The 20,121-nt window shown below is 46.2% G+C and carries 26 protein-coding genes, 1 riboswitch and 1 other annotated feature; of the genes, 14 read left to right on the forward strand and 12 right to left on the reverse strand.

What is annotated here, in order from left to right; translation table 11 throughout:
- Window positions 1-130 precede the first annotated feature (130 nt).
- From H525_RS29085 to H525_RS0117920, 8 genes are all read right to left on the reverse strand, one after another.
- Window positions 131-256 carry a hypothetical protein gene (locus H525_RS29085; RefSeq protein ID WP_281172643.1) on the reverse strand — a complete coding sequence of 42 codons (126 nt, stop codon included), beginning with the start codon at window positions 254-256 and terminating at the stop codon, window positions 131-133.
- A gap of 104 nt (window positions 257-360) precedes the next feature.
- Entirely contained in the window at window positions 361-1,368 is a 1,008-nt protein-coding gene (locus tag H525_RS0117890; protein WP_027417301.1) for an inorganic phosphate transporter, read from the reverse strand.
- Window positions 1,369-1,383: 15 nt separating this feature from the next.
- On the reverse strand, window positions 1,384-2,001 hold the full coding sequence (locus tag H525_RS0117895) for a DUF47 domain-containing protein (RefSeq protein ID WP_027417302.1): 618 nt from the start codon (window positions 1,999-2,001) through the stop codon (window positions 1,384-1,386).
- 351 nt (window positions 2,002-2,352) lie between these two features.
- Window positions 2,353-3,117: a thiazole synthase gene (locus tag H525_RS0117900; RefSeq protein ID WP_027417303.1), complete on the reverse strand. Its 765-nt coding sequence runs from the start codon at window positions 3,115-3,117 to the stop codon at window positions 2,353-2,355.
- A gap of 5 nt (window positions 3,118-3,122) precedes the next feature.
- The gene (thiS, locus tag H525_RS0117905; RefSeq protein WP_027417304.1) at window positions 3,123-3,326 is read right to left on the reverse strand and encodes a sulfur carrier protein ThiS; all 204 of its coding nucleotides are present in this window, start codon (window positions 3,324-3,326) and stop codon (window positions 3,123-3,125) included.
- A 56-nt stretch (window positions 3,327-3,382) separates the two neighbouring features.
- A complete protein-coding gene (gene thiO / locus H525_RS0117910; RefSeq protein ID WP_027417305.1) occupies window positions 3,383-4,504 on the reverse strand; it encodes a glycine oxidase ThiO in 1,122 nt (373 codons plus the stop codon).
- A 15-nt stretch (window positions 4,505-4,519) separates the two neighbouring features.
- On the reverse strand, window positions 4,520-5,164 hold the full coding sequence (locus tag H525_RS0117915; RefSeq protein ID WP_027417306.1) for a thiamine phosphate synthase: 645 nt from the start codon (window positions 5,162-5,164) through the stop codon (window positions 4,520-4,522).
- Between the two features lie 99 nt (window positions 5,165-5,263).
- A riboswitch (TPP riboswitch) is annotated at window positions 5,264-5,378 on the reverse strand.
- Between the two features lie 62 nt (window positions 5,379-5,440).
- A complete protein-coding gene (locus H525_RS0117920; protein ID WP_027417307.1) occupies window positions 5,441-5,830 on the reverse strand; it encodes a globin domain-containing protein in 390 nt (129 codons plus the stop codon).
- 418 nt (window positions 5,831-6,248) lie between these two features.
- On the opposite strand from H525_RS0117920, the gene H525_RS0117925 reads away from it, so the two are divergent.
- From H525_RS0117925 to H525_RS26675, 6 genes are all read left to right on the forward strand, one after another.
- Window positions 6,249-7,475, forward strand: a complete 1,227-nt coding sequence (locus tag H525_RS0117925; RefSeq protein WP_027417308.1) for a hypothetical protein — start codon at window positions 6,249-6,251, stop codon at window positions 7,473-7,475.
- A gap of 96 nt (window positions 7,476-7,571) precedes the next feature.
- Entirely contained in the window at window positions 7,572-8,021 is a 450-nt protein-coding gene (locus H525_RS0117930) for a hypothetical protein (protein ID WP_027417309.1), read from the forward strand.
- A gap of 75 nt (window positions 8,022-8,096) precedes the next feature.
- Window positions 8,097-8,969 carry a Rossmann-like and DUF2520 domain-containing protein gene (locus tag H525_RS0117935; RefSeq protein WP_027417310.1) on the forward strand — a complete coding sequence of 291 codons (873 nt, stop codon included), beginning with the start codon at window positions 8,097-8,099 and terminating at the stop codon, window positions 8,967-8,969.
- Between the two features lie 395 nt (window positions 8,970-9,364).
- Entirely contained in the window at window positions 9,365-9,589 is a 225-nt protein-coding gene (locus H525_RS0117945; RefSeq protein ID WP_027417311.1) for a DUF1659 domain-containing protein, read from the forward strand.
- A gap of 53 nt (window positions 9,590-9,642) precedes the next feature.
- The gene (locus H525_RS0117950) at window positions 9,643-9,864 is read left to right on the forward strand and encodes a DUF2922 domain-containing protein (protein WP_027417312.1); all 222 of its coding nucleotides are present in this window, start codon (window positions 9,643-9,645) and stop codon (window positions 9,862-9,864) included.
- Between the two features lie 23 nt (window positions 9,865-9,887).
- Window positions 9,888-10,037 (forward strand): YvrJ family protein, encoded by a 150-nt coding sequence (locus H525_RS26675; RefSeq protein WP_081413491.1) that lies wholly within the window; start codon window positions 9,888-9,890, stop codon window positions 10,035-10,037.
- A 71-nt stretch (window positions 10,038-10,108) separates the two neighbouring features.
- Here the strand turns inward: H525_RS26675 and H525_RS27585 are convergent, their stop codons facing one another.
- Window positions 10,109-10,348 (reverse strand): hypothetical protein, encoded by a 240-nt coding sequence (locus tag H525_RS27585; protein WP_155837418.1) that lies wholly within the window; start codon window positions 10,346-10,348, stop codon window positions 10,109-10,111.
- Window positions 10,349-10,445: 97 nt separating this feature from the next.
- On the opposite strand from H525_RS27585, the gene H525_RS24685 reads away from it, so the two are divergent.
- Window positions 10,446-10,874: a DUF533 domain-containing protein gene (locus H525_RS24685; protein ID WP_051331145.1), complete on the forward strand. Its 429-nt coding sequence runs from the start codon at window positions 10,446-10,448 to the stop codon at window positions 10,872-10,874.
- Window positions 10,875-10,946: 72 nt separating this feature from the next.
- The gene (locus H525_RS0117965; RefSeq protein WP_027417313.1) at window positions 10,947-11,729 is read left to right on the forward strand and encodes an enoyl-CoA hydratase-related protein; all 783 of its coding nucleotides are present in this window, start codon (window positions 10,947-10,949) and stop codon (window positions 11,727-11,729) included.
- Window positions 11,730-11,837: 108 nt separating this feature from the next.
- On the opposite strand, the gene trpS is transcribed toward H525_RS0117965, so the two are convergent.
- Both trpS and yhfH read right to left on the reverse strand, forming a co-directional pair.
- A complete protein-coding gene (gene trpS / locus H525_RS0117970; protein ID WP_027417314.1) occupies window positions 11,838-12,821 on the reverse strand; it encodes a tryptophan--tRNA ligase in 984 nt (327 codons plus the stop codon).
- 49 nt (window positions 12,822-12,870) lie between these two features.
- Window positions 12,871-13,080 (reverse strand) — a binding site (T-box leader).
- A gap of 69 nt (window positions 13,081-13,149) precedes the next feature.
- On the reverse strand, window positions 13,150-13,287 hold the full coding sequence (gene yhfH, locus H525_RS26680; protein WP_081413492.1) for a protein YhfH: 138 nt from the start codon (window positions 13,285-13,287) through the stop codon (window positions 13,150-13,152).
- Between the two features lie 337 nt (window positions 13,288-13,624).
- Here yhfH and H525_RS0117980 point away from each other — a divergent pair, with 337 nt between their 5' ends.
- The 3 genes from H525_RS0117980 to lepB all read left to right on the forward strand — a co-directional run bounded on the left by H525_RS0117980 (window position 13,625) and on the right by lepB (window position 16,556).
- The gene (locus H525_RS0117980; RefSeq protein ID WP_027417315.1) at window positions 13,625-14,833 is read left to right on the forward strand and encodes a hypothetical protein; all 1,209 of its coding nucleotides are present in this window, start codon (window positions 13,625-13,627) and stop codon (window positions 14,831-14,833) included.
- Window positions 14,834-14,912: 79 nt separating this feature from the next.
- On the forward strand, window positions 14,913-15,836 hold the full coding sequence (locus H525_RS25815) for a DUF1444 family protein (RefSeq protein ID WP_051331146.1): 924 nt from the start codon (window positions 14,913-14,915) through the stop codon (window positions 15,834-15,836).
- A 210-nt stretch (window positions 15,837-16,046) separates the two neighbouring features.
- A complete protein-coding gene (lepB, locus tag H525_RS24695; protein ID WP_081413493.1) occupies window positions 16,047-16,556 on the forward strand; it encodes a signal peptidase I in 510 nt (169 codons plus the stop codon).
- Between the two features lie 99 nt (window positions 16,557-16,655).
- Here the strand turns inward: lepB and H525_RS0117995 are convergent, their stop codons facing one another.
- On the reverse strand, window positions 16,656-17,108 hold the full coding sequence (locus tag H525_RS0117995) for an N-acetyltransferase (protein WP_027417316.1): 453 nt from the start codon (window positions 17,106-17,108) through the stop codon (window positions 16,656-16,658).
- 262 nt (window positions 17,109-17,370) lie between these two features.
- On the opposite strand from H525_RS0117995, the gene surE reads away from it, so the two are divergent.
- From surE to H525_RS0118010, 3 genes are all read left to right on the forward strand, one after another.
- On the forward strand, window positions 17,371-18,144 hold the full coding sequence (gene surE, locus H525_RS0118000) for a 5'/3'-nucleotidase SurE (protein WP_027417317.1): 774 nt from the start codon (window positions 17,371-17,373) through the stop codon (window positions 18,142-18,144).
- Between the two features lie 16 nt (window positions 18,145-18,160).
- Window positions 18,161-19,237, forward strand: coding sequence for a hypothetical protein (locus H525_RS0118005; protein ID WP_027417318.1), 1,077 nt, complete (start codon window positions 18,161-18,163; stop codon window positions 19,235-19,237).
- A gap of 92 nt (window positions 19,238-19,329) precedes the next feature.
- Window positions 19,330-20,013: a zinc metallopeptidase gene (locus H525_RS0118010; protein ID WP_027417319.1), complete on the forward strand. Its 684-nt coding sequence runs from the start codon at window positions 19,330-19,332 to the stop codon at window positions 20,011-20,013.
- The last annotated feature ends 108 nt before the right edge of the window (window positions 20,014-20,121 follow it).

Genomic DNA, 20,121 nt, shown 5'->3' on the forward strand with positions numbered 1-20,121 from the left:
TATCCTTTCTAACTGAAAACAAAATGAAAAGGGAAAACGTAACTTTCTTATACGCTATCGTCGGCGCCTTTGGCTTGGCGCTAGCCAAGTTTTCTTTATCGTTAAGGAAAGTATATGTTGCTTTACAGTGTTAAAGCAACATTACTTTCCTCCATGGGTCACCTGAGAAAAACTCACGGGAGTGTGCCGAACGTTGCTTTTTCGATGTGGAGCGTGTGGTCGAAAGGTCGATCAGACCGACAATTGTCTCCATCATGAGGTACCCGGATGTTTTGTCGGTCCGACCTTCCGGTCACTAAGCGGCCGTTTCGCTTCCCTGCAGAAAAAGGACGAGCGGCAACGCCCGCGAGTTTTTCTTATTTAAAAAATAAAATGAATAAGAAAATAAACAATAGATGCTATAAGTGCAGAAATAGGGAGAGTAATAATCCAGGTAATCACGATGCGCTGGGCGACACCCCATTTTACCCCCTTTACGCGTTTGGCTGAACCTACACCCATAATCGCGGATGAAATCACATGGGTTGTACTTACCGGAAGACCGAGCTTGGTAAAAGTCAGAATGATTAAGGAAGAGGATAAATCGGCAGCCGCACCGTTCACGGGTTCGATTTTCATGATTCTTCCACCAACCGTCTTAATAATTTTCCAGCCGCCAATCGATGTTCCAAGACCCATCGCAAGAGCACAGCTTGCCTGCACCCAGAAAGGGATATGGCCTATGTTTGATTGGTATCCGCCTGCTACAAGGGCGAATGTGATGATCCCCATTGATTTTTGCGCATCGTTTGTACCGTGGGTGAAGGATTGTAGAGCAGCGGTAAAGACTTGAAACCCGCGGAATGCACGGTTTACTTTAGAAGGTGGAGCCGTTACGTTTTGCAGGATGAGAAAAAAAAGACTCATAATTAGAAAGCCCACGATGATAGCAGCGATCGGCGAAGTAATTAACCCTTTAAAAATATCGCCAAACCCGCTCCAGTTAACGGCTGAAAATCCGGAAGCCGTTACGATAGCCCCGACGAGCGACCCGATAAGAGCATGGGAAGAACTGCTCGGAATCCCGTACCACCAGGTAATCAGGTTCCATATAATAGCGGCGATTAAAGCGGCAATAACAATAACAACCCCATGTTCTAATTTTCCCGGGTCCGCGATTTTACCGCCAATCGTTTTTGCGACACCGGTGAATGTCAGCGCGCCAATGAAATTCATCGTGGATGCGAGTAAAACGGCTAATTTAGGTTTTAAGGCTCTTGTGGATACGGATGTTGCAATGGCATTTGCCGTGTCATGAAATCCGTTTATAAAGTCAAAAAACAGTGCGAGAGCAACAATCAGTACGATAATAGCTAAGCTTGTCCCCATAAATTCAGTCGTCCTTTAAGAATTTCTCATGATGATAGTTTCCAGCGTATCCGCCACATCTTCACAGCTGTCGGACACACCCTCTAAAATTTCATAAATTTCTTTATATTTCATAATATGTATGGCGTTTTCCGAAGATTGGAATAGTGTCCGAATGCTTGTCCTTAATAATTCGTCCGCGTGCGATTCCAAATCGTTGATGCGAACCGTATATTCGCGAATAGGTAATAATTTGCGGTCGCGGAGAAGTTCGATACCCTTTAATATTTCTTTTGTGGAAGCTTCAATAATCTCCCCGAACTTGACCATATAATCATCGCCTTTAGTGATGTCATACATGTAAAAGCGGGAAGCACAGGACTCTATACCGTCCAGCACATCATCCAGCGTAACAGCCAGATTGAGGATGTCTTCTCTTTCGATTGCCGTAATAAATGTTTTATTTAATGCATTGGTTAATTCATGAATATACGAATCCCCAAGACTTTCATATTCTTTGATTCTATCTGTGAATTCTTTGACACTTTCGGACGATTCAAGTTTGAATTCATTAAAGAAATGAGCCGCTTCTTGAATGTTGAGAGCGATTTTGTACAGGGTTTCCAGAAAGACGTCCTTTTTCTTAAAGACCATGATTTTACCTCCAGTTGAATAAGACAATTAAGATAGTAAAAAGTTTGCGCGTGTTTCTACATCATTCGCCAATACATACAATCATTATTATAATGTAAACAATTCGTAAAGTTTGTTAAGATTTTGTTAGCTAATTATTAAGCCGGATATAATCTATTTCATTCCATTGCAGAATGATAGAGGATAGCACGTATGTTTCCCTTAAGTCGAATAAACTAATCATTTGTAATTTTTTAGATTTTTTGCCGGTATATGGGCAAAAAACCCCGCCAGCCAACAGATGATAGGCTAGCGGGGTTTTCATTGTTACACTATTACACTATTACACTATTACACTATTACACTAGTTTCCTATTTAACCATGCTTTCCATCGGGCTGCTCGCCTGCGCGTATCGTTTCTTTGCGATGCGTCCCGCTTCATAGCCAAGGCGGCCGGCTTTGACAGCCAGCATCATCGCTTCGGCCATTTTTACGGGATCTTTCGCCCCTGCTATTGCTGTATTAAGCAGCACGCCATCAGCGCCAAGTTCCATCGCAATCGTGACGTCTGATGGGGTGCCGATTCCCGCATCGATGATAACAGGAACGCTAGCTTCTTCAATAATAATACTAATGCTAAGCGGATTTAAAATTCCCTGCCCGCTGCCGATGGGGGAAGCGCCCGGCATCACTGCATGGGCTCCCGCTTCCTGAAGCCTGCGCGCAAGAACCGGGTCATCATTCGTGTAAGGAAGAACGATGAACCCTTCATTCACCAGTATTTGTGTTGCCTTTAATGTTTCAATTGGATCGGGGAGCAGGGTTCTCGTGTCGGCAATGACTTCAACTTTAATCATGTCACACAGGCCGGAAGCTTTGGACATTCGGGCAATTCGTACCGCTTCCTCCGCTGTGGACGCGCCGGCTGTATTGGGCAGCAGTTTGTATCTTTGCAGATCAAGCTGTTCCAGAAAATTCGGCTGTGCAGGGTCGTAGATGTTCATGCGGCGGACCGCAAACGTTAAAATTTCTGTTTCGGAAATATCCACAGCCTGGCGTTGGATAGAAAAGTCAGGAAATTTCCCCGTGCCGAGAAGCAGACGGGATGCAAATTTATAAGGGCCAATTTTTAACATAGGATTCAACCTCCTCCAACAAAATGAACAAGTTCAATGGTGTCGCCGTCCTGAACCGGCGAAATGTCATGTTGATTTTTTTCGAGAATAGACCGGTTTACTTCAACGACCACGATGCGATCCTGGAGCTGAAGATATTCCAGCAGTTGTTTCACGGTTTGAATGGAAGCTGGCAATGTTTGAGCTTCCCCGTTAATGATGACATGCATGGATTTGTCACCTCCTTCTTGGGGCTCAGTTCCATAAAACGTATCGCGCACTTTATCTATACAGGGGAGGAAAGGCGCCGCCTGTCTGAAAAAGCCTCTATGGGGAAGTCCGGGGTTTCCCCGGATACGATCTGAGCGACCAGATGCCCGGTTATCGGGCTGAGCAATATACCGTTGCGATAGTGTCCGGCCGCAATAATGCCGTTCTCAAATGAAGAAAGACGGCCAACGTACGGAAGTCCGTCTTCCGTTTGCGGTCGGAGGCTCGCCCATGTCTTATCGAGCGGGCAGTCCTTAAGGGCGGGCAGCAAACGAACTGCCTTCGCCATAAGCTCTTGCATTCCACCGACAGTTAACCGGGCATCAAATCCGCTATTTTTTACCGATGCACCGACCAGAAGACGATGGTTGTTTTTGGGTACGATATAGCAGCCGTGTGAATAGATCGTTCGCTGCACCGGATGCGGCAGTGTAAACGCCGAGAAGGCTTCCCCTTTTATCGGAAATATCGGCAGGGACAGGGAAAGCAATTCGGCGATTTTACCGCTCCACGCTCCCCCCGCTATGATGTATTCGTCCGCTTCGAAAATGCCGTGCCACGTTTCAACACCGGTAATGCGGTTGCCTGTGTGCTGAATCGATGTCACTTCACACTGTTCGACGATTTCCGCGCCGTACCGGGCCGCTGCCACGGCAAACGCCATGGACAGGTCAGGAGCGGAAACCTGGGTATCATCCTTAAGGGAGAGTGCCCCGGCAATTTCCACGGAAACAGCTGGCTCCATAGCAGTCACTTCGGCGGGTTCGAGCCATTCGGCAGACAGTCCGAGCCTGCTCTGCCAGGCTGCCTGGCTGGTCAGCAAGCTCTTTTCTTCTTCGCTAAAAGCAATGCGCAGCATTCCGGCTTTCCGCAGCTGAAAATCGATGCCTGTAAGCGTATGTAATTCCGGCTGCAGTTCATCAAACATCTTCCGGCTTGCAATGGAGATTTCAACAAGTGGACCGTGCACAGGAAACTCCACCTGTGCACCCAGCATTCCACCGGCCGCTCCGGATGCATGGGCGGCGATTGTGTCCTTTTCCAGAATGGCAACCTTTTTTCCACGTTTGGCTAAGGAATAGGCAATTGAGCTCCCGATGATTCCTCCGCCTATAATTACGACATCACAATGCTTCATTCTTTTCTTCCTCCCTTATATATGTTTTTGTATCCGGACAGGATGGACCGTTACTTTGTCCATTTCACGGCGAAACGCCATGATGGTCGCTTCCGGATTTTCAGCCTTCATGACAGCAGACATCACGGCCAGCCCTGCACACCCTGTAGCCAGAATATCGTAGACTTTCTCCAGGGTAATCCCGCCAAGCGCAATTACCGGAATGGAAACGGAATGCACCACTTTTTCCAATGCGTGTATCCCCCTCGGTGCCATGCCCGGTTTAGAATGGGTCGGGTAAACGTGTCCGAAATAGAGAAAGTCCGCACCATTTTCCTCGGCCAGTTCCGCTTCCTTTACATCATGAACAGAAACGCCCAGCTTCTGGCCCGGGAACAAGAGGGGCTTCGCTTCAGACGGGGGCAGGCTGTGATAGGCCAGATGAATGTGTCCGGCCCGCACAGCAAGCCCCACGTCCAACCGGTCATTCATAGACAACTTGGAAGCGGGCAAGCCTTCGGCGAGAAGCGTTTGGGCCCAGGCCATAAGGGTGCGGGCGGTTTGCTGCTTTTCTCGAATCTGAAAAACATCCAGGTAGGGGTGAATGGAGTGGATAATTGTTTTCACTCGTGCGAGCGTTTGCTTCCCGCTGCTGATAATATGCAGTACATGAGACTCCACTGCTGCTACCTCCCTCTGTTATGAAAACTAAACAAATCAAAAAGGCCAGACCCCGAAGGACCTGACCTGTATTTGTACGAGCGGCACTGCTTATCGACAGTTGTGCCGAAACTACTTTTCCTACGCTGGTACAATCCAGATCAGGTTCCAAGAGTTTAGAAACTTCCTCGCGTTTCATTCTCAGCCTGGCTCACAGGCTCCCCTAGTAGTGCTGTTATTAAGTTTGTTTCCATTATAAAGCAAGCGGTGAAAATTTTAAAGGTTTTGATGAGTAATTTATTCCGGCTTATTGATCATATGCTGCGCAACCTGGGTTAATCGTTCAAACATATAGTCGCGGGCATGGCCTTCCATGCCGATTTCGTCCATCGATTCCTTCATAAGTTTCAGCCATTGCCGCGCGCGTTCCGGCGTGATTTCAAACGGCATGTGGCGGGCCCTCATCATTGGATGACCGTAAACATCAGAATAAATGGTTGGGCCTCCGAGAAATTGAGTGAGAAACATAAACTGCTTTTCCGCAATAAAGGTTAAATCTTCCGGAAAAAGCGGACTGAGGATCGGATCGGCGCCAACCCTTGGATAAAAAGCGTTGACAAGCTTGCGGATGGTTTTTTCCCCTCCGATTGCTTCATATATACTCTCTTGAGAGAACGAAAATGTCATAATGTAATACCTCCAGCTAGTTACTTCATTTATTATACCCTATTCTACCTACAGTGGATGTAAAAATCGGTGATATTCATCACATGCAGCAAACTAAATCGATGACATAAAAAGGGGCCCACATCAGCAACGATGGGGCCAGTAGGTGGAGTCAATGAAACCAATACGATCCGATTAGCAGGGCAGCTAAAAGGAGTACCTTTCATATTATGGCATACCGCGCAGGAGAATTTTGTCATATTGTGATTGGTTGATACATGAATATTTTTTCTTTTTTTGTCGAATAGAACACTGGCCGAGTACATCATTTTTTTCTTACGGCACAACAACGTTTGTATTCTTTACGCGTTTCGGATAAGGCAAGGTGTGTTATAGTAAAAAAAACAGACTATGGATGTTCACGTAAGGAGAGGAGAACATGCGAAAGCAAGTATTTGCGGAGTCTCTCATTTTACTGCCTGATTGTACCCTGCGCCTTCTTAATGCACTGCTGGAAAAAGTGAACGCAATTGAATTATATACGGGTAAATTGCCGGCATCGCTTGAGAAGGAGTCGGCAAGGCTGAACGGCTTAAGCCACGAAGAACTGGTGTTGAAGCTGCTCATCTGGTTAAATCAACTGGTTCAAATCGAAAAGCTCATGTATTTCTCACGCGAAGATTTTATAAATAATACGACATCCGTTATAGAAAAAACCGTAGAGCTGCTGGCAAGAAATGAAAAAGATTTTCAAGGTGAAAATCTACTTGACCTGCTCGTATATCAGAATGAAAAAGCGGAAAAAATCCGTGAACAGGGCAAAGCCGGAGAATCACGCGGCGCGCTTATACCGGAACCCCGTTCCCTGGGGATGTTTCTTCACTATTCCTTGGAAGGAAGCGGCGCCGTTCTCCGATCACTCTCAAACCAGCGTCTCCGCGAACAAATTCTCCCGTTTATCGTTTACTGTGTCTTCCAATGGAGTGAAGAAAAAAGCGAGGAGGACGTAGAGAAGGCCATCGGGCGTTTCGTTTCATTCTGGCTGGAAAAGAAAGGCGTTTATGATCACTTGCAAAAAAAGCTTCAGGATCATACGTACAAAATTGAACTGGAAGAGCGGCTTCTGGAACAAAAACAGAGCAATAGTAAAGTCCTGCAAAAGCAGCTTGATCAAATCGTCGATGAAAAAGAAAAAATTCGCGCGGTTTTAATTCAGCGTCTGCCCCATGATGTCCATAAATTACACGGCGTGCTGCAGGGAAAAGCCGGCACCATTCTAGATAAGCTCTTGGATCTTATTGAAAGCAAACAGGAAATTCCGGAAACGGAGGAGAAGGATGAAGGGCTGCTCCGATCCCTTTGGAACAAAATTGATTCGAGTATTGCCGACCACAGTACCGATAGAGAAATCAAACGGCTGTCATCGAAGCTGACCGATGAAATGCTGGGTAAAGACATTACGCAGCTCCCCGTCTACTACATGGATCGGATAAAAATGATTTATGACAGCGACAGCAAAATACAGGAAATTAGGCGCTGGCGCTATCAGCTTGACCAGGAAATTGAAGCGCATAAAGATAACATTAAGCACTACAGGGCGCATCGCGCTACGATTGAACAGCAGGCAAAACTAATTGAAAATGAAATACATTACTATGGAAGCTAGTTCACGGCTTCCTTTTTTCTTTATCTTTAAGCATAAACGCCGGGAGGACAAGAATAAAATGTAGAAAAATGATGCAGAAAGGTTGGTGTAGGAGAGGTGGCCAAAAAACTTGGTAAGAAGATTTTGTTCTATACATTAATCGCAGCTGCGGTTTATTTGGGATTCATTAAATATCAGAGTTATGTTTCGCACCAATATTTAAATGAATTTCGCGCGCTAAAGGGCGAAGAGACGGTCGAACATTTGGCAGGGCTTTATAAAGAAATTATCGATTACCAGTCAACATATAAACTCACGCCGCAAACGCAGGCAAATCTTGTCCAGGCCGTGCTGAAAACGGGGAAGCAGCTAAAAGATATCGACAACAAACTGAAAGCAAAGTACCCCGAACGCCATATTGATTTTTCCTACGTGTACCAGGATTTGTTTCTGGTTGTCAAGCAAATTCAGGATAAAGCCAATGACGCAAAGTTGAGTGCAATGGTTGTTCACGCGGTCGAGGGGTTGGGTAATCTAAAGGTACAGCTTTATATGACGGTTGATTAAAACCACCTGACCGTTTCCGGTGAATAATGCTGCATGCTATAATGTAGCTAAAATAACAGACAGGGATGAATGTTAATGACGACCGTGGGATTCATTGGCGCGGGCAGGCTGGGTACGTCTTTCGGTATCTATCTTGCCCGGAATGGGTACCGGATTCAATTCTATAATCGCACCTATCAAAAATCCTGCCATGCGGCCAGACTTGCAGGCGGCAAACAGGTGCAAACGATAAAAGAACTAGTTGCGGCAAGTGATTGGATTGGGATTACGACGGGTGACGACCAGATAGACAACGTGGTGCAAACATGTATCGTGGAAGATTTATCTGTCGAAGAAAAAGTCATTTTCCATATGAGTGGAGCGGCCACATCTGACAAACTCCGGCCTCTTGCAAAAAGAGGCGCCCATATTGCGTCCTTGCATCCACTGCAATCGTTTAGTGATCCGGTTGCGGGCGCCGATGCGCTGACGATGACCTCGTTTAGTATGGAGGGAACGGAAAAAGCGCTGGAAACGTTAACGAATTTGCTTACCTCTTTACATAATCCGTACTTTATTATTACATCCGATCAGAAGCCGATCTACCATGCAGCGGCTACGATGGCGTCAAATGCGCTGGTAGCGGTTATCGACTACAGTCTTGTGCTTATGAAGGAAGCAGGTATAGAAGAAACAATGGTTCTGCCTGCTCTTCTGCCTTTAATAGAAGGGAGCATAAAAAACACTCGGACAATGGGGCCTGCCAGAGCGCTTACCGGTCCTATCGTGCGGGGGGATACCGGAACGGTAGCGGCGCATTTGCGTGCGCTGGCAGTGCAGGCACCTGAATGGCTTCCTATATACCGGGACTTGGCCCGGCTCATACTTATGACATCCATGCGTGAACAGTTAAAGGAACCTGACAAAATCAACGCACTGCTTCGGCTATTAGCAGAAAAGGAGGATTAGCTGCTGCTTTCTGGCAGCTTCGGCGCTCCCTTTTTTTCTTGTTCTCTTAAACACACGTCGAGATTTTCTTTATCGCAAAGGCGGAAGGAGAGTGTTGCAGGATTCTTGCGCAGTTGTATGGACATCAGATTGAGCAGGATTGTTAATAATCGTCATTTCGGCGTATAAAAGTTTTTTCAAATAGTTGCGAAAATATTTCCGCCTGTTTTTGTTCATTTCTTCAAAACCACCTTGTAATGTCAGCCTTATCTTCCTATTTTACACTGTAAGGACTTTATCAGTCATCATACTTTTAGAAGGTATTCGTTTTCTTTATGTCCCTGCGGCGCTGCCTGTGTCAAAACAATAGAGTAGAACAGCACAAGCCGTTCAATTAAAGCCAGGAGGTGTAGGAAATGAGTGTTGTGAGTACGGTGAAACCGGTTCAGCTATCGCTCGTTCTGCAGGATGGTGTCGACAGTAAAGGGAATGCCCGCTATAAGCGGCGGATGGTTGGGAAAATTAAGCCGGGCGCCAACGAGCAGGATGTGTACGAAGTAGCATCGGATATCGCTTCGCTGCAAACACTTCCGTTTATTCGGGTGGAACAAAGCGCCCAAACGGAGTTGGACAACGTCTAATTATTAACAGCGTCGGAAGACAAAAGTCGACAAAAAGAATGGAGGTTATCTAAATGGAAACCCAGACACTTGAGCTCGTTTTTACCACGGACAAAGGGAAGACATGCCGTTTTACCATTCCTCAGGCGGCTGTACCTGTTAATGAGGCGAATGTAAATCGTGTGATGGATAAAATCATAGCCACCAATATCTTTACAACAAACGGCGGCGGGCTTGTCGCCAAAAAATCTGCGCGTCTTGTCGGCCAGACGATTTCGGAAATTGCTCTGGCATAAAGGCGCAAAAGGAGGGGGCAGACATGAGTGATTGGGTTTCGGTGGTCTCGAACGTCGGATTCCCGGTTGCCGTCACGCTGTATCTGTTGCTCCGTATTGAAGGAAAATTAGATATGCTGAGCGGTTCGATTGGAGAACTGTCGGCCAGTATTCATCTTATGAAAGAACGGTAGGAAAAGGCAAAAGGGAGGTGCGTAATAGACTGCATCTCCCTTTTTGACCGTTAAAGAAAGTATATGTTGCTTTACAGTGTTAAAGCAACATATACTTTCCTCCATGGGTCACCTGAGAAAAACTCGCGGGAGTGTGCCAAACGTTGCTTTTTCGATGTGGAGCGTGTGGCCGGAAGGTCGATCAGACCGACAATTGTCTCCATCATTGAGGTACCCGGATGTTTTGTCGGTCCGACCTTCCGGTCACTAAGCGGCCGTTTCGCTTCCCTGCAGAAAAAGGACGAGCGGCAACGCCCGCGAGTTTTTCTCATTTAATCAAACAAAAAGTTTACATTTTTTCCACACAATTAAGTGTACAAATAATGATATAATGTTAATAAAAGCGTTTTCAAATAGGAGGGCCACCATATGTATGAACCGGTTAGTGCCGCAGAACATCCACAAGTATATGAAATTCGCCTGCTTATCTGCGTTGCACAGGCTGATGGATATTTGGATAAAGAAGAAAAGGAAAAAATATTTCAACAGGTCCACCTTGATATGTTTTCGGTTCGAGAGAGGCAAATTTTTCACGATGATATAGAAAACCCTAAAGATCCGATTGCGATAGCCAACGAAGTAGGTCCGCATCTGAGCTATCATGCCAAATTGATGCTTACAAGAAAAATGTTCAAGCTTGCTGACATGGGAGAAGGGCTAACGGAAGAGGAGACAACGGCGATCTATCAAATAGCCAGATGTCTTGGGCTTAAGGAAGAGAAAATCAGGGAAATCGAGCACTGGGTAGTCGAAGGGATGGCCTGGATTGCCCGTTGGGATGAGATTGCGGCTGAATAAAACATTACAAATCAGGTGTTTGCCGATGTTCAGTTCTTGTTAAAGATTAGATATAGAAGGCGGGATGCTGCAGTGGGTGAGAGGAAAATTGTTTTTGAAAAAGAGGGGTATCTGGGACTGGTCACATTGAATCGCCCCAACGAGCTCAATTGCTTTGACTATGATATGCTGCATCAACTGGAGCAGACGCTTGACCGAATTCAGTTTGACAAAGGGATTCGGACCGTTATTTTTACCGGGGCGGGTGAGCGCTCATTCAGTACAGGGGCGGATTTAAAAGAAAGACGAACCATGCCGGAACAGGAGGTTCAGCACTTTGTTAACAAAATTCGCCATGTGTTCGATCGGGTGGAGGAACTGCCACAGCCGACGATCGCAGCGATTAACGGATTTTGCTTCGGAGGAGGATTTGAACTGGCTCTCGCCTGCGACTTTCGCTATGCGACCCGAGCGGCAAAGCTTGGGATGACGGAAGTAAGCTGGGCCATTATCCCGGGGGCAGGCGGAACGCAGCGGCTGCCGCGCCTGATAGGAAAAGGGAAGGCGAAAGAGCTTATTTTAACGGCACGCAAGATTGACGCCCCTACAGCGGAAGAACTCGGGATTCTCAACGGAGTGACCGATCAGGCCGGGCTATTGCCAAAGGCGAAAGCACTCGCCGGAGAAATTATGCAGAACGGTCCGCTGGCGGTGATTCAAGCGAAATACGCGATTAACTACGGAACGGAAGTCGATTTAAAAACCGGGCTTAAAATTGAATCCAAAGCGTACGAGGTGATTATACCGACACGTGATCGGATGGAGGCCCTGCATGCATTTAGTGAGAAGCGCAAGCCTGAGTTTAAAGGGGAATAAGGAGCATAGATATAATAAGAAAAGAGGTCTGTCGCAGGAAAGAATCCCTGGGGCTTATCCGGCGACAGCCCCGGGATGCCGTTGTCATGCTAAATTGGCAGGCTACGATTAAAAAGTGACAAGACCCATATTTTTGCGGACGGTGGCCATTTTCTTTTCGGCGATGGCTTCCGCACGCACTGCGCCGTCTTTTAGAATGTCAATTAAATCAGGGCTTGAAATCCACTTTGTAAATCCTTCTTGAATCGGAGTTAACGTGTTAATAACGACTTCAGCCAAATCCTTCTTAAAGTCACCGTACCCCCTGCCTTCATAACGTTTTTCAAGCGTTTCAATCGATTCGCCGGAGCAGGCGGAATAAATCGTTAACAGGTTGCTGACAGCCGGCTTACTGTCTTTATCGTATCGAATGATTCCTTCCGAATCCGTCACTGCCCGTTTGATTTTCTTTTCGACCTCCTTCGGTTCATCCAGCAGGGCAATGTAGCTCCCGGCGTTCGGATTGCTCTTGCTCATCTTTTTTGCTGGGTCGTCAAGCGACATAATGCGGCCGCCGAACTGCTGGATCATCGGTTCGGGTATAACGAACGTTTCTCCGTATTTCTTATTAAAGCGATCGGCCATATCGCGGGTAAATTCCAAATGCTGTTTTTGGTCCTCGCCGACCGGTACATGGGTGGTATTGTACAGCAGGATATCGGCTGCCATTAAAGCCGGGTAGGTAAGCAGGCCGCCTGTCACAATATCTTTGCCGGTTGATTTTTCCTTGTATTGGGTCATTCGTTCCAGTTCGCCGATGTATCCCGTACACTGCATCAACCAGCCAAGTTCCGCATGCTGCGGTACTTGAGACTGAATAAAGAGAATCGATTTCTCAGGATTAATCCCAATGCTCAGATACATGGCTGCCAATTCCATCGTATACTGCCGCAGAAGTTCGGGGTCTTTCGGCACGGTAAGCGAGTGCAGGTTGACGATGCAGTACAGGCAGTTTCCCTCATCCTGCAAATCAACAAATCGCTTCATTGCACCGATATAATTGCCAAGCGTGAAGCTTCCGCTCGGTTGTACCCCTGAAAAAATTTGCTTCATGTCTTGTCGCTCCTTTATTGCAAAATAAAATAAAAAGGCCTCCCGTCCGCAAAGGGACGAGAGACCGTGGTACCACCCTAATTAGCCGAATGAACGGCTCACTTCTATTCTTGTTAACGGGGAGTCCCGCCACCGCCTACTTACGCTTCAGCGTGGGGCTCAGAAGTCCATTCAGCCAGGAGTCCGTACCGGATTCCCACCTGCCTCCGGCTCTCTGTCAACGCCTTTCCTGCTTACTATTCTTCGTCATTGCCAATTATATGGTATGATTTTTTATATCATACCGAAAAATATCGCCTTTGGTCAAGCTGAACAGAAACAGATTTCCTTAAACCGGGGAAGTCTCTTTTTCTTCGCATTCAGGGCATGCTGTCGTGTAGGATTCGGCTTGTTCATCCATTAATGTACCGCAGTGCGCGCATTGTTTTTTCGGAAGGTTATTGTAAAATTCGGATACAGGTTTCATGAGCAGACGCCTCCTTTTCTTAATTGTAATATAACAGCAGTGGAAAATTAAAACTTTGTTATACAATAAAATAGCGTAAATAATACGGGTTTTCTCTGCTTTTTCCCGTTATTCTAAATCTATCTGACTATTTCAACGAGTAGAAAGGCGACATTTTAGTGTGTGTGCATCAAATAATTTTTATCCGAAAAAAGCATCCGATTGTTCCTCCTTCATTTACACCGGACGGGTCTCTAAGTACAATAAGGTAGGAAAACTTCACTCCTTGTCGAATATAGTATGGAGCGGAAATACGATCATGATGAAAGAGCCTTACAGTAGCAGGAGGAAATGTTGAATGGTAAAACAGTTCTTGCGGAGGGTCTTCTTTACAGGAAAGACTGATACGGAAAGAGAAAACGTGCCGGTTTCTGCGGAAGAGTATGATCAGGAAGCAGCGAAGAATGACTGGATGGAACAGACTGGTGGCCAGGAAGCGCCCGGCACTTTAGGTTCCGAACCGAGAGCAGAAGTTGAGGAGAAAGAGGATATTCCGCTGCCTTTTGTTATAACGCGCGACAAAATTGAAAAGCATAATTTCAAAGAAGCGCAACAGCTCATTGCTAAGGTATTTCATGAAATTGAAAACGGCGAACGCAGAAAAGGGAGGATTCGCCTTAGCGTCGATCCGGAACTTGCAGGCGAAATGGATGAATTTTTAGGCAAGCGCCTCGGCAAATATATCGAATTACTTGAGCGGGAAACGTACGACATCACCGCTTTTTTAGACTGGGGGAATGAGGAAACAAGCACCCTTTACGCCACGTATGTACTGCCATCCCAGACGGAAAAACAGGATGCATTTATTAAAAGTCGAATCCTTCTTATCTATGATACATGTGACGCCATCGGTTGGGAATATCGGAAGGTGGCACGCGAATTTGCCGCCGCATTGGGTTTTCATTTACCGGATGACTACTTTATCGATTTCGAAGCGTGGCTGGGGCGTATGGATGAAATCATGGAAGAGCAGTCTACGGAGGCCGTAATAGAGCCTGTGGAGGGGAGTGCGAATGAGCCCGCCGGAGCGGACGATGGGGAAGGAAGCCATGAAAAAGAAGAACCATTTGCCCGTATGATCCCGTTTCAAATATCGCGTGATGAAGTAGAACAGGAAGACATTAGCCAATTCACTCGGTTTTTTGACGGTCTAGACAAACAAAATGCAGCCCGGAAAAAAGAAAAGATGGTTTTTTCCTTTTACGGATTTGCCGGTGAAGTGGAAGACCTGGTAAACAACCCCGCCGTTAATACTTGGGCGAGCCTGCTCGTGGAGAAGTATCCCTACATTTTTTATTTTTTAAACGATGAATATGTACCGATGACCTCTTTTCTCACGTCGCTCGTCGTTCGTTCACGGCTGGAAAATGACCAGGTATTGTTTGACCCGGACGAACTGCAGGAACTTACTCATTATATCGGTGATGCGCTTCGCCAAGTCGCTCTGTGGACAGGGGAAGACGGCGACAAACTGATCAACTTGTTTGAAAGGAAGCTCAAGCAATAATCGCGGAATTTCACAGGGCTAAAAACTGTAATCGGGGTAAGATAAGCCGAAGCAGAACGTGAAGTAAGGAAGGAAACAAATGGATAAGAACAATTATAAAAACAGTTATAAAGACAATCGTAACGATAAAGGTAAACATGATAAGGATAAACATGATGAAGGATTGGTACAAAAAATAACGGAAGCGGTGGCGGAAACATTAGGCTCTTCATGGTTGGCCCGTGTAGTTGAAGATGAGCAGCCGCTCCTTCAACTCAGCAAAGAAGGGCAGCCGGCTCCTTTCACCATTAAGCTGGATGCCCTCCTTGCCAGGATGGCGAATAATGAGTCCGAACAGGAATCGATACTGAAAGATTTTGTTGCCAAACTCGGCCGGGTGATGGACGAAGCACGGAATGATCCATCACTTATCGGACAGGAAGAGCGCATATATCCCGTCGTCCGCCACCCGTCGTTTTTAAAAAATGCGCTGGCAGAGTATGTGTACCGGGAGCATACGGCTGAGACTGCGGTATTGTATGCGCTTGATTTTTCACAAAGCTATACGCTTATAACGGAGCATATGCTGCAGAACGCCGGCTGGTCACGCGATCAGCTGCATACGCTGGCCATTCGCAATTTGGAAAGCCTCAATACATCTTTTAAGGAAGACAGGGTTGGCGGTAACCGCTTCTATTTCTTCGCCTGCAAAGATAGTTACAGTGCCAGCAGGGTACTGCTTCCGGCCCTCCTTAAAGAGATGGCCGGGAAATGTGAAGGACAGATGGGCGTAGCCGTTCCCCACCAAGATGTTTTGATTATCGCTGATTTGGCCGATGCAAAAGGAGCTTCCTTGCTTTCCCGGATTGCAGTGGATTTTGCCATGCGGGGCAACGTCCCCATTACGCCCATGCCGTTTATGTATGAACAAGGCGGCGGGCTTGAGCTGTATATGGTCATGCATCATACGCAGTCACGTCATAAATACCCCATTATGGGCGGGAAAAATAAAAAGAAAAAATAGCACTTGGAAGCAGCATACCACAAGCGGGATGCTGCTTCTTTAATCTACATAGGGGCAACTAAGGCTATTGCCGGCGCCTGAGGTTTGGCCAGCCCAAGTTTTTTTAATGTCGAAATAACCTGTCGAGAAGTTATGTGTAAAAATAAACCAAAATATATTTATTTTATTTTATGTTGTGTGTATAGTTAAGCTGACTGAGAGGTGAACGCTGTGGAAAATGAGACTTCTGATTTTTACCGTTGGAGTAAGTACTTTCTTCTAGTTGTGACCGCTGTCATCGTGTTCCGTCTTTATGTGTTGACCCCTTATGTTGTGGAGGGCATATCAATGGAGCCGACGCTTGAGAACAACGAACGGATTGTTGTAAATAAATTTGTCTACCTGTACAGGGAACCGTCATACGGAGACGTCATCGTACTGCATGCCACCAAAACCGATGACTATATTAAACGGGTCATCGGTGTGGCGGGCGATACGCTTGAATTAACAAACGGAATTCTCTACCGAAACGGCAGGGAGGTCAATGAGTCGTATATTTCCCAAGTAACAATGGTCGGATTTAAAAAATTGACGGTGCCTGCCGGAAGTTATTTCGTGATGGGGGATAACCGAAACCACAGCCTGGACAGTCGTGAAATTGGCTTTATAAAACGAGGCAATGTAGTAGGGAAAGCGGAGTTAATCTTTTACCCCTTCGACAACGCGAAAGTGATTCGCTAACGTAACGGATAAAAAAACGAGCATCGTCACGTGCTCGTTTTTATTATTTCCACAGTCGGCTGCCTGTGCAGGCTGTTGCTTGTGGAGGTTTGCTTATGTTTAATGCGCTTCCGCATATAAGTATTTTTTCATTTGCTGCCATTTCACTTTGAAGGCCAGTTTATTTTTCGCGCCGTACCCCATCATCCAGAAACCATACGATTCGTAAAGAAACGTGGAAAAGTGCATTTTCTGCCAGAATAAAAGATTCTCAGGGGCACTTTCCAGTATGATAACCCAGTGGTTCTCCTTCGCGAATTCTTTCATGACAAGGACAAGCTTGGCGCCTACCGATTGATTGCGATAGCTGTGGGGGATTCGAATCATGCCGAGAAACAATGCCTCATTTTTTTGATCAAGGTTAAAGTCAAGCATTACGTTATCAGGAGTGATTCCTGCATCCCGCATTTCCTCGTTTGTGCGATAAATATAGTGGTCCTCCCCTTTACTTTCAAAAGTATAAGGGATGGCATGTTCCTCGAAGATACGTTCGAATTCCCGAAAAATATTCATGGTCTTTCGTTCCTTTCCATTAACGGAATACAGGATTGTTCGGTTGTCAACTGGATTCTAAAGTAGATTTCTCAATCACTATACATTGATTTTACTGCCGTGGCAAACCTATATTATCGAATAAAATGTGAACATTTGTAAAGCGTTTACCGGTGTTCGATGGCGGCGTTTACATAACAGCACCATGTATATTCGGATGCTTTTTGAAAGGATAAATAGTAAAATTGTAAAAGAATCTAATGGAAGCTGGAGGACGTAGGACATGTACAAAGTTGTAGTAACCAATGATGATGGGATTGAAGCGCTCGGTATTCGCAAACTTGTCTCGTCTCTTGAAGGTCTGGCGGAAATTGTTGTAGTTGCACCTGACCAGGAGCGAAGCGCTGAGGGGCACCGTATTACAGTCAGAGAAGGGCTCACCGTGAAAAATGCAAAATTTCCTGGGCAAAACGTGGAGGCGTGGGCAGTAAACGGTACACCGGCCGACTGCGTAAAGATGGCTGTGCATGTCGTTTTAAAGGAAAAGCCTGACCTGGTCATATCAGGAATTAATGCCGGGTTAAATATGGGCAAAGATATTTATTATTCAGGTACCGTTAGTGCGGCAAGAGAAGCGGCGATTAACGGCATTCCGGCCATTGCTGTTTCTTATGACAATTATCCTCATCCTTTTGAATTTGGCGAAGTGGAGAAACTCCTGCGTCCGATCTGGGAGGAAATTCGCATCCGCGATATTCCTGTTGACGTCCTGCTAAATATTAACGTACCGCATGTTAACCAGAGCGCTTTACAGGGGATTGTGACAACAGGTCTCGACATTCATCATTACAGAGACCGGGTGGATGAAAAGAAAGCGTCAGCAGGCAGCGAATACTGGCTTGAAAGGGAATATCTCGCTGGAAGTGATGTAAATGACGATTACCAAATGGTTAAAAAAGGGTACATTTCTATTACGCCGATACATATCGATTCGACAGACAGAAATTTTATGAAAGAAATGCAGAAATGGAGCATTATTACCAAAAAAAGTGTATAGGAATGCGGGGGTTTTTATGAATTCGTCTATAGAGGCTATTAAGCCATCGATTGCAGTACCCGCACAACGGATTTCTCCCAGTCAAAAAACGATGGGGGAGGGTTTGAACCACCTCACCTTTCAGGATATCTATCAGGCAGTGGAGGAGGAAGGGTTCCGTTATTTTCCCCGGTTGAACGGGAAAGGCGATGTTGAGATTTATATCGTATACGATAATATTGAGCGTTTCGCCGAGCAGGCGGAAGCAGAAGTGTTTTTGGAATTTACGAGGCATAAAAGCCAATGGATAGCGGTATTGTGGACGATTACCAATCCTGATGACCCGCTTGGCTATCCGATAACGTTTGCCGTTGAAGATGAACAAGCGCGTTATCTTGCCATCCGTTTTTTAGAGCAAAAACAAATATGGATTCATTATATAGCGCTTGAGGACTCTTACCTTGTCCATGTTTATTCGGAAGCGATCGCGTTTTCTGATGAGGAAAAAGGAGAAGCAGAGCGCTTGCTGCTTGAAGCCTATTCTTACGACCCTGGTCGTGAAGAGGATGAGGAGGAAATTCCGCAGGAGACGGTCGATGCCGGGTCCGTGACGGACGAGAGGTTGCTGGAGAAAGGAGTTTCCTTTTATCTCGACTACAGCGCGATGGAAAATCGTCTAGGTGAGCAGGGGGCCCGGGAACTGTCCATGGGTTTGATCTACCGTTCGATCTGGATGATGCGTCGCCATCCAAATGCCGGGGTGAGGGAAGCGGCGCTGCTGATCTGGGTAAGCCAGATTGTCGGCAGGAACCGTGGAGGGGAAATGACCCGGCTGCTGGTTGTGACAATGACGCCTTTGCTGCGCGATATCCTAAGGGTGGTAAATCTGTCAGCAGATGATGAAAACCCGCTGGCCAATATCCTTATGGCTGTAACGGAATTTCAGAAAACCGAAGAGGAATCTCCATTGGTGCATGGGGGATTGCCAATTATCGGGTATGCAGGGGGATCCATTCAGCACATTGAATGGGACGAGGAGTCTCTCCTCCGTTTAAAGAAACTGTTTATCCACACGTTTCCTGAAGCCGCGTCCAATCCGTATGCGGGATCGTAAATCCAAACCGTCACGTATTACTGTATGGATGGTACGTTTTATGGTAAAATGAATGTAGAAGGGGCAAAAATAATTGAGGAGGAATTGGATCCGTGTTATTTACAGCGTTAACCCCATTTATTTTGGTGGCTTTCGCGTTATCTCTCTGGGCTCAGTTTCGTGTAAAAGGCAATTTTGAGAAGTGGTCGAGGGTTCCGGCTTATTCCGGTTTAACCGGTGCGCAGGTGGCGCGCCGTATTCTCGATGACAACGGACTGCGTCATGTGCCGGTCGAACCTGTTGCAGGTGCGCTTACCGACCATTTCGATCCAGTTTCAAACACAGTATGTTTATCAGAACCTGTTTATTATGGAAACTCGATTGCTTCGATTTCAGTGGCCTCACACGAGGTTGGTCACGCGATCCAGCATAAGGAAGGCTACAGTATGCTTGTGCTGCGCCATCGCATGTTTCCGGTAGTAAACTTCGCTTCAGGGATTGCACCTTTGCTTTTCATAGGTGGATTTTTATTTAAAGCTTCAGGGCTTATTCTTGTAGGCATTCTTTTCTTTCTTGCAGCGGTTCTGTTTCAGGTAGTCACGCTGCCGGTGGAATATAATGCGAGTTCCCGGGCGAAACAGCTAATGGCTATGGAAGGGTTTGTAACAGAGCCGGAAAAAACGGGGGTAAACAAGGTGCTAGGGGCAGCGGCTCTTACGTACGTTGCTGCCGCTGTTATGGCCGTCCTCCAGCTGCTCGAATATGTATGGATTTTCAACCGATCAAACGATGATTAAAACGGGCTAGCTATTAGCCCGTTTATAAATCGCGTTAGATGTGGTATACATATATTAATACTTGTCATATTGTACAACATAATATACAAAACGGAAGGCAGGTGTATC

The sequence above is a fragment of the Aneurinibacillus terranovensis DSM 18919 genome, assembly GCF_000430625.1.
Taxonomy (GTDB): Bacteria; Bacillota; Bacilli; order Aneurinibacillales; family Aneurinibacillaceae; genus Aneurinibacillus_B; species Aneurinibacillus_B terranovensis.

What these genes read in the sequence shown, in the direction of transcription:
- H525_RS0118005 (WP_027417318.1), top strand. Translation starts at nt 18,161, where the DNA reads ATGAATTCGTCTATAGAGGCTATTAAGCCATCGATTGCAGTACCCGCA.
- thiS (WP_027417304.1), bottom strand. Translation starts at nt 3,326, where the DNA reads ATGCATGTCATCATTAACGGGGAAGCTCAAACATTGCCAGCTTCCATT.
- H525_RS26675 (WP_081413491.1), top strand. Translation starts at nt 9,888, where the DNA reads ATGAGTGATTGGGTTTCGGTGGTCTCGAACGTCGGATTCCCGGTTGCC.
- H525_RS0117945 (WP_027417311.1), top strand. Translation starts at nt 9,365, where the DNA reads ATGAGTGTTGTGAGTACGGTGAAACCGGTTCAGCTATCGCTCGTTCTG.
- H525_RS0117890 (WP_027417301.1), bottom strand. Translation starts at nt 1,368, where the DNA reads ATGGGGACAAGCTTAGCTATTATCGTACTGATTGTTGCTCTCGCACTG.
- yhfH (WP_081413492.1), bottom strand. Translation starts at nt 13,287, where the DNA reads ATGAAACCTGTATCCGAATTTTACAATAACCTTCCGAAAAAACAATGC.
- H525_RS24685 (WP_051331145.1), top strand. Translation starts at nt 10,446, where the DNA reads ATGTATGAACCGGTTAGTGCCGCAGAACATCCACAAGTATATGAAATT.
- trpS (WP_027417314.1), bottom strand. Translation starts at nt 12,821, where the DNA reads ATGAAGCAAATTTTTTCAGGGGTACAACCGAGCGGAAGCTTCACGCTT.
- H525_RS0117895 (WP_027417302.1), bottom strand. Translation starts at nt 2,001, where the DNA reads ATGGTCTTTAAGAAAAAGGACGTCTTTCTGGAAACCCTGTACAAAATC.
- H525_RS0117980 (WP_027417315.1), top strand. Translation starts at nt 13,625, where the DNA reads ATGGTAAAACAGTTCTTGCGGAGGGTCTTCTTTACAGGAAAGACTGAT.
- H525_RS0117950 (WP_027417312.1), top strand. Translation starts at nt 9,643, where the DNA reads ATGGAAACCCAGACACTTGAGCTCGTTTTTACCACGGACAAAGGGAAG.
- surE (WP_027417317.1), top strand. Translation starts at nt 17,371, where the DNA reads ATGTACAAAGTTGTAGTAACCAATGATGATGGGATTGAAGCGCTCGGT.
- H525_RS27585 (WP_155837418.1), bottom strand. Translation starts at nt 10,348, where the DNA reads ATGAGAAAAACTCGCGGGCGTTGCCGCTCGTCCTTTTTCTGCAGGGAA.
- H525_RS25815 (WP_051331146.1), top strand. Translation starts at nt 14,913, where the DNA reads ATGGATAAGAACAATTATAAAAACAGTTATAAAGACAATCGTAACGAT.
- H525_RS0117920 (WP_027417307.1), bottom strand. Translation starts at nt 5,830, where the DNA reads ATGACATTTTCGTTCTCTCAAGAGAGTATATATGAAGCAATCGGAGGG.
- H525_RS0117995 (WP_027417316.1), bottom strand. Translation starts at nt 17,108, where the DNA reads ATGAATATTTTTCGGGAATTCGAACGTATCTTCGAGGAACATGCCATC.
- H525_RS0117900 (WP_027417303.1), bottom strand. Translation starts at nt 3,117, where the DNA reads ATGTTAAAAATTGGCCCTTATAAATTTGCATCCCGTCTGCTTCTCGGC.
- H525_RS29085 (WP_281172643.1), bottom strand. Translation starts at nt 256, where the DNA reads ATGATGGAGACAATTGTCGGTCTGATCGACCTTTCGACCACACGCTCC.
- thiO (WP_027417305.1), bottom strand. Translation starts at nt 4,504, where the DNA reads ATGAAGCATTGTGATGTCGTAATTATAGGCGGAGGAATCATCGGGAGC.
- H525_RS0117935 (WP_027417310.1), top strand. Translation starts at nt 8,097, where the DNA reads ATGACGACCGTGGGATTCATTGGCGCGGGCAGGCTGGGTACGTCTTTC.
- H525_RS0117925 (WP_027417308.1), top strand. Translation starts at nt 6,249, where the DNA reads ATGCGAAAGCAAGTATTTGCGGAGTCTCTCATTTTACTGCCTGATTGT.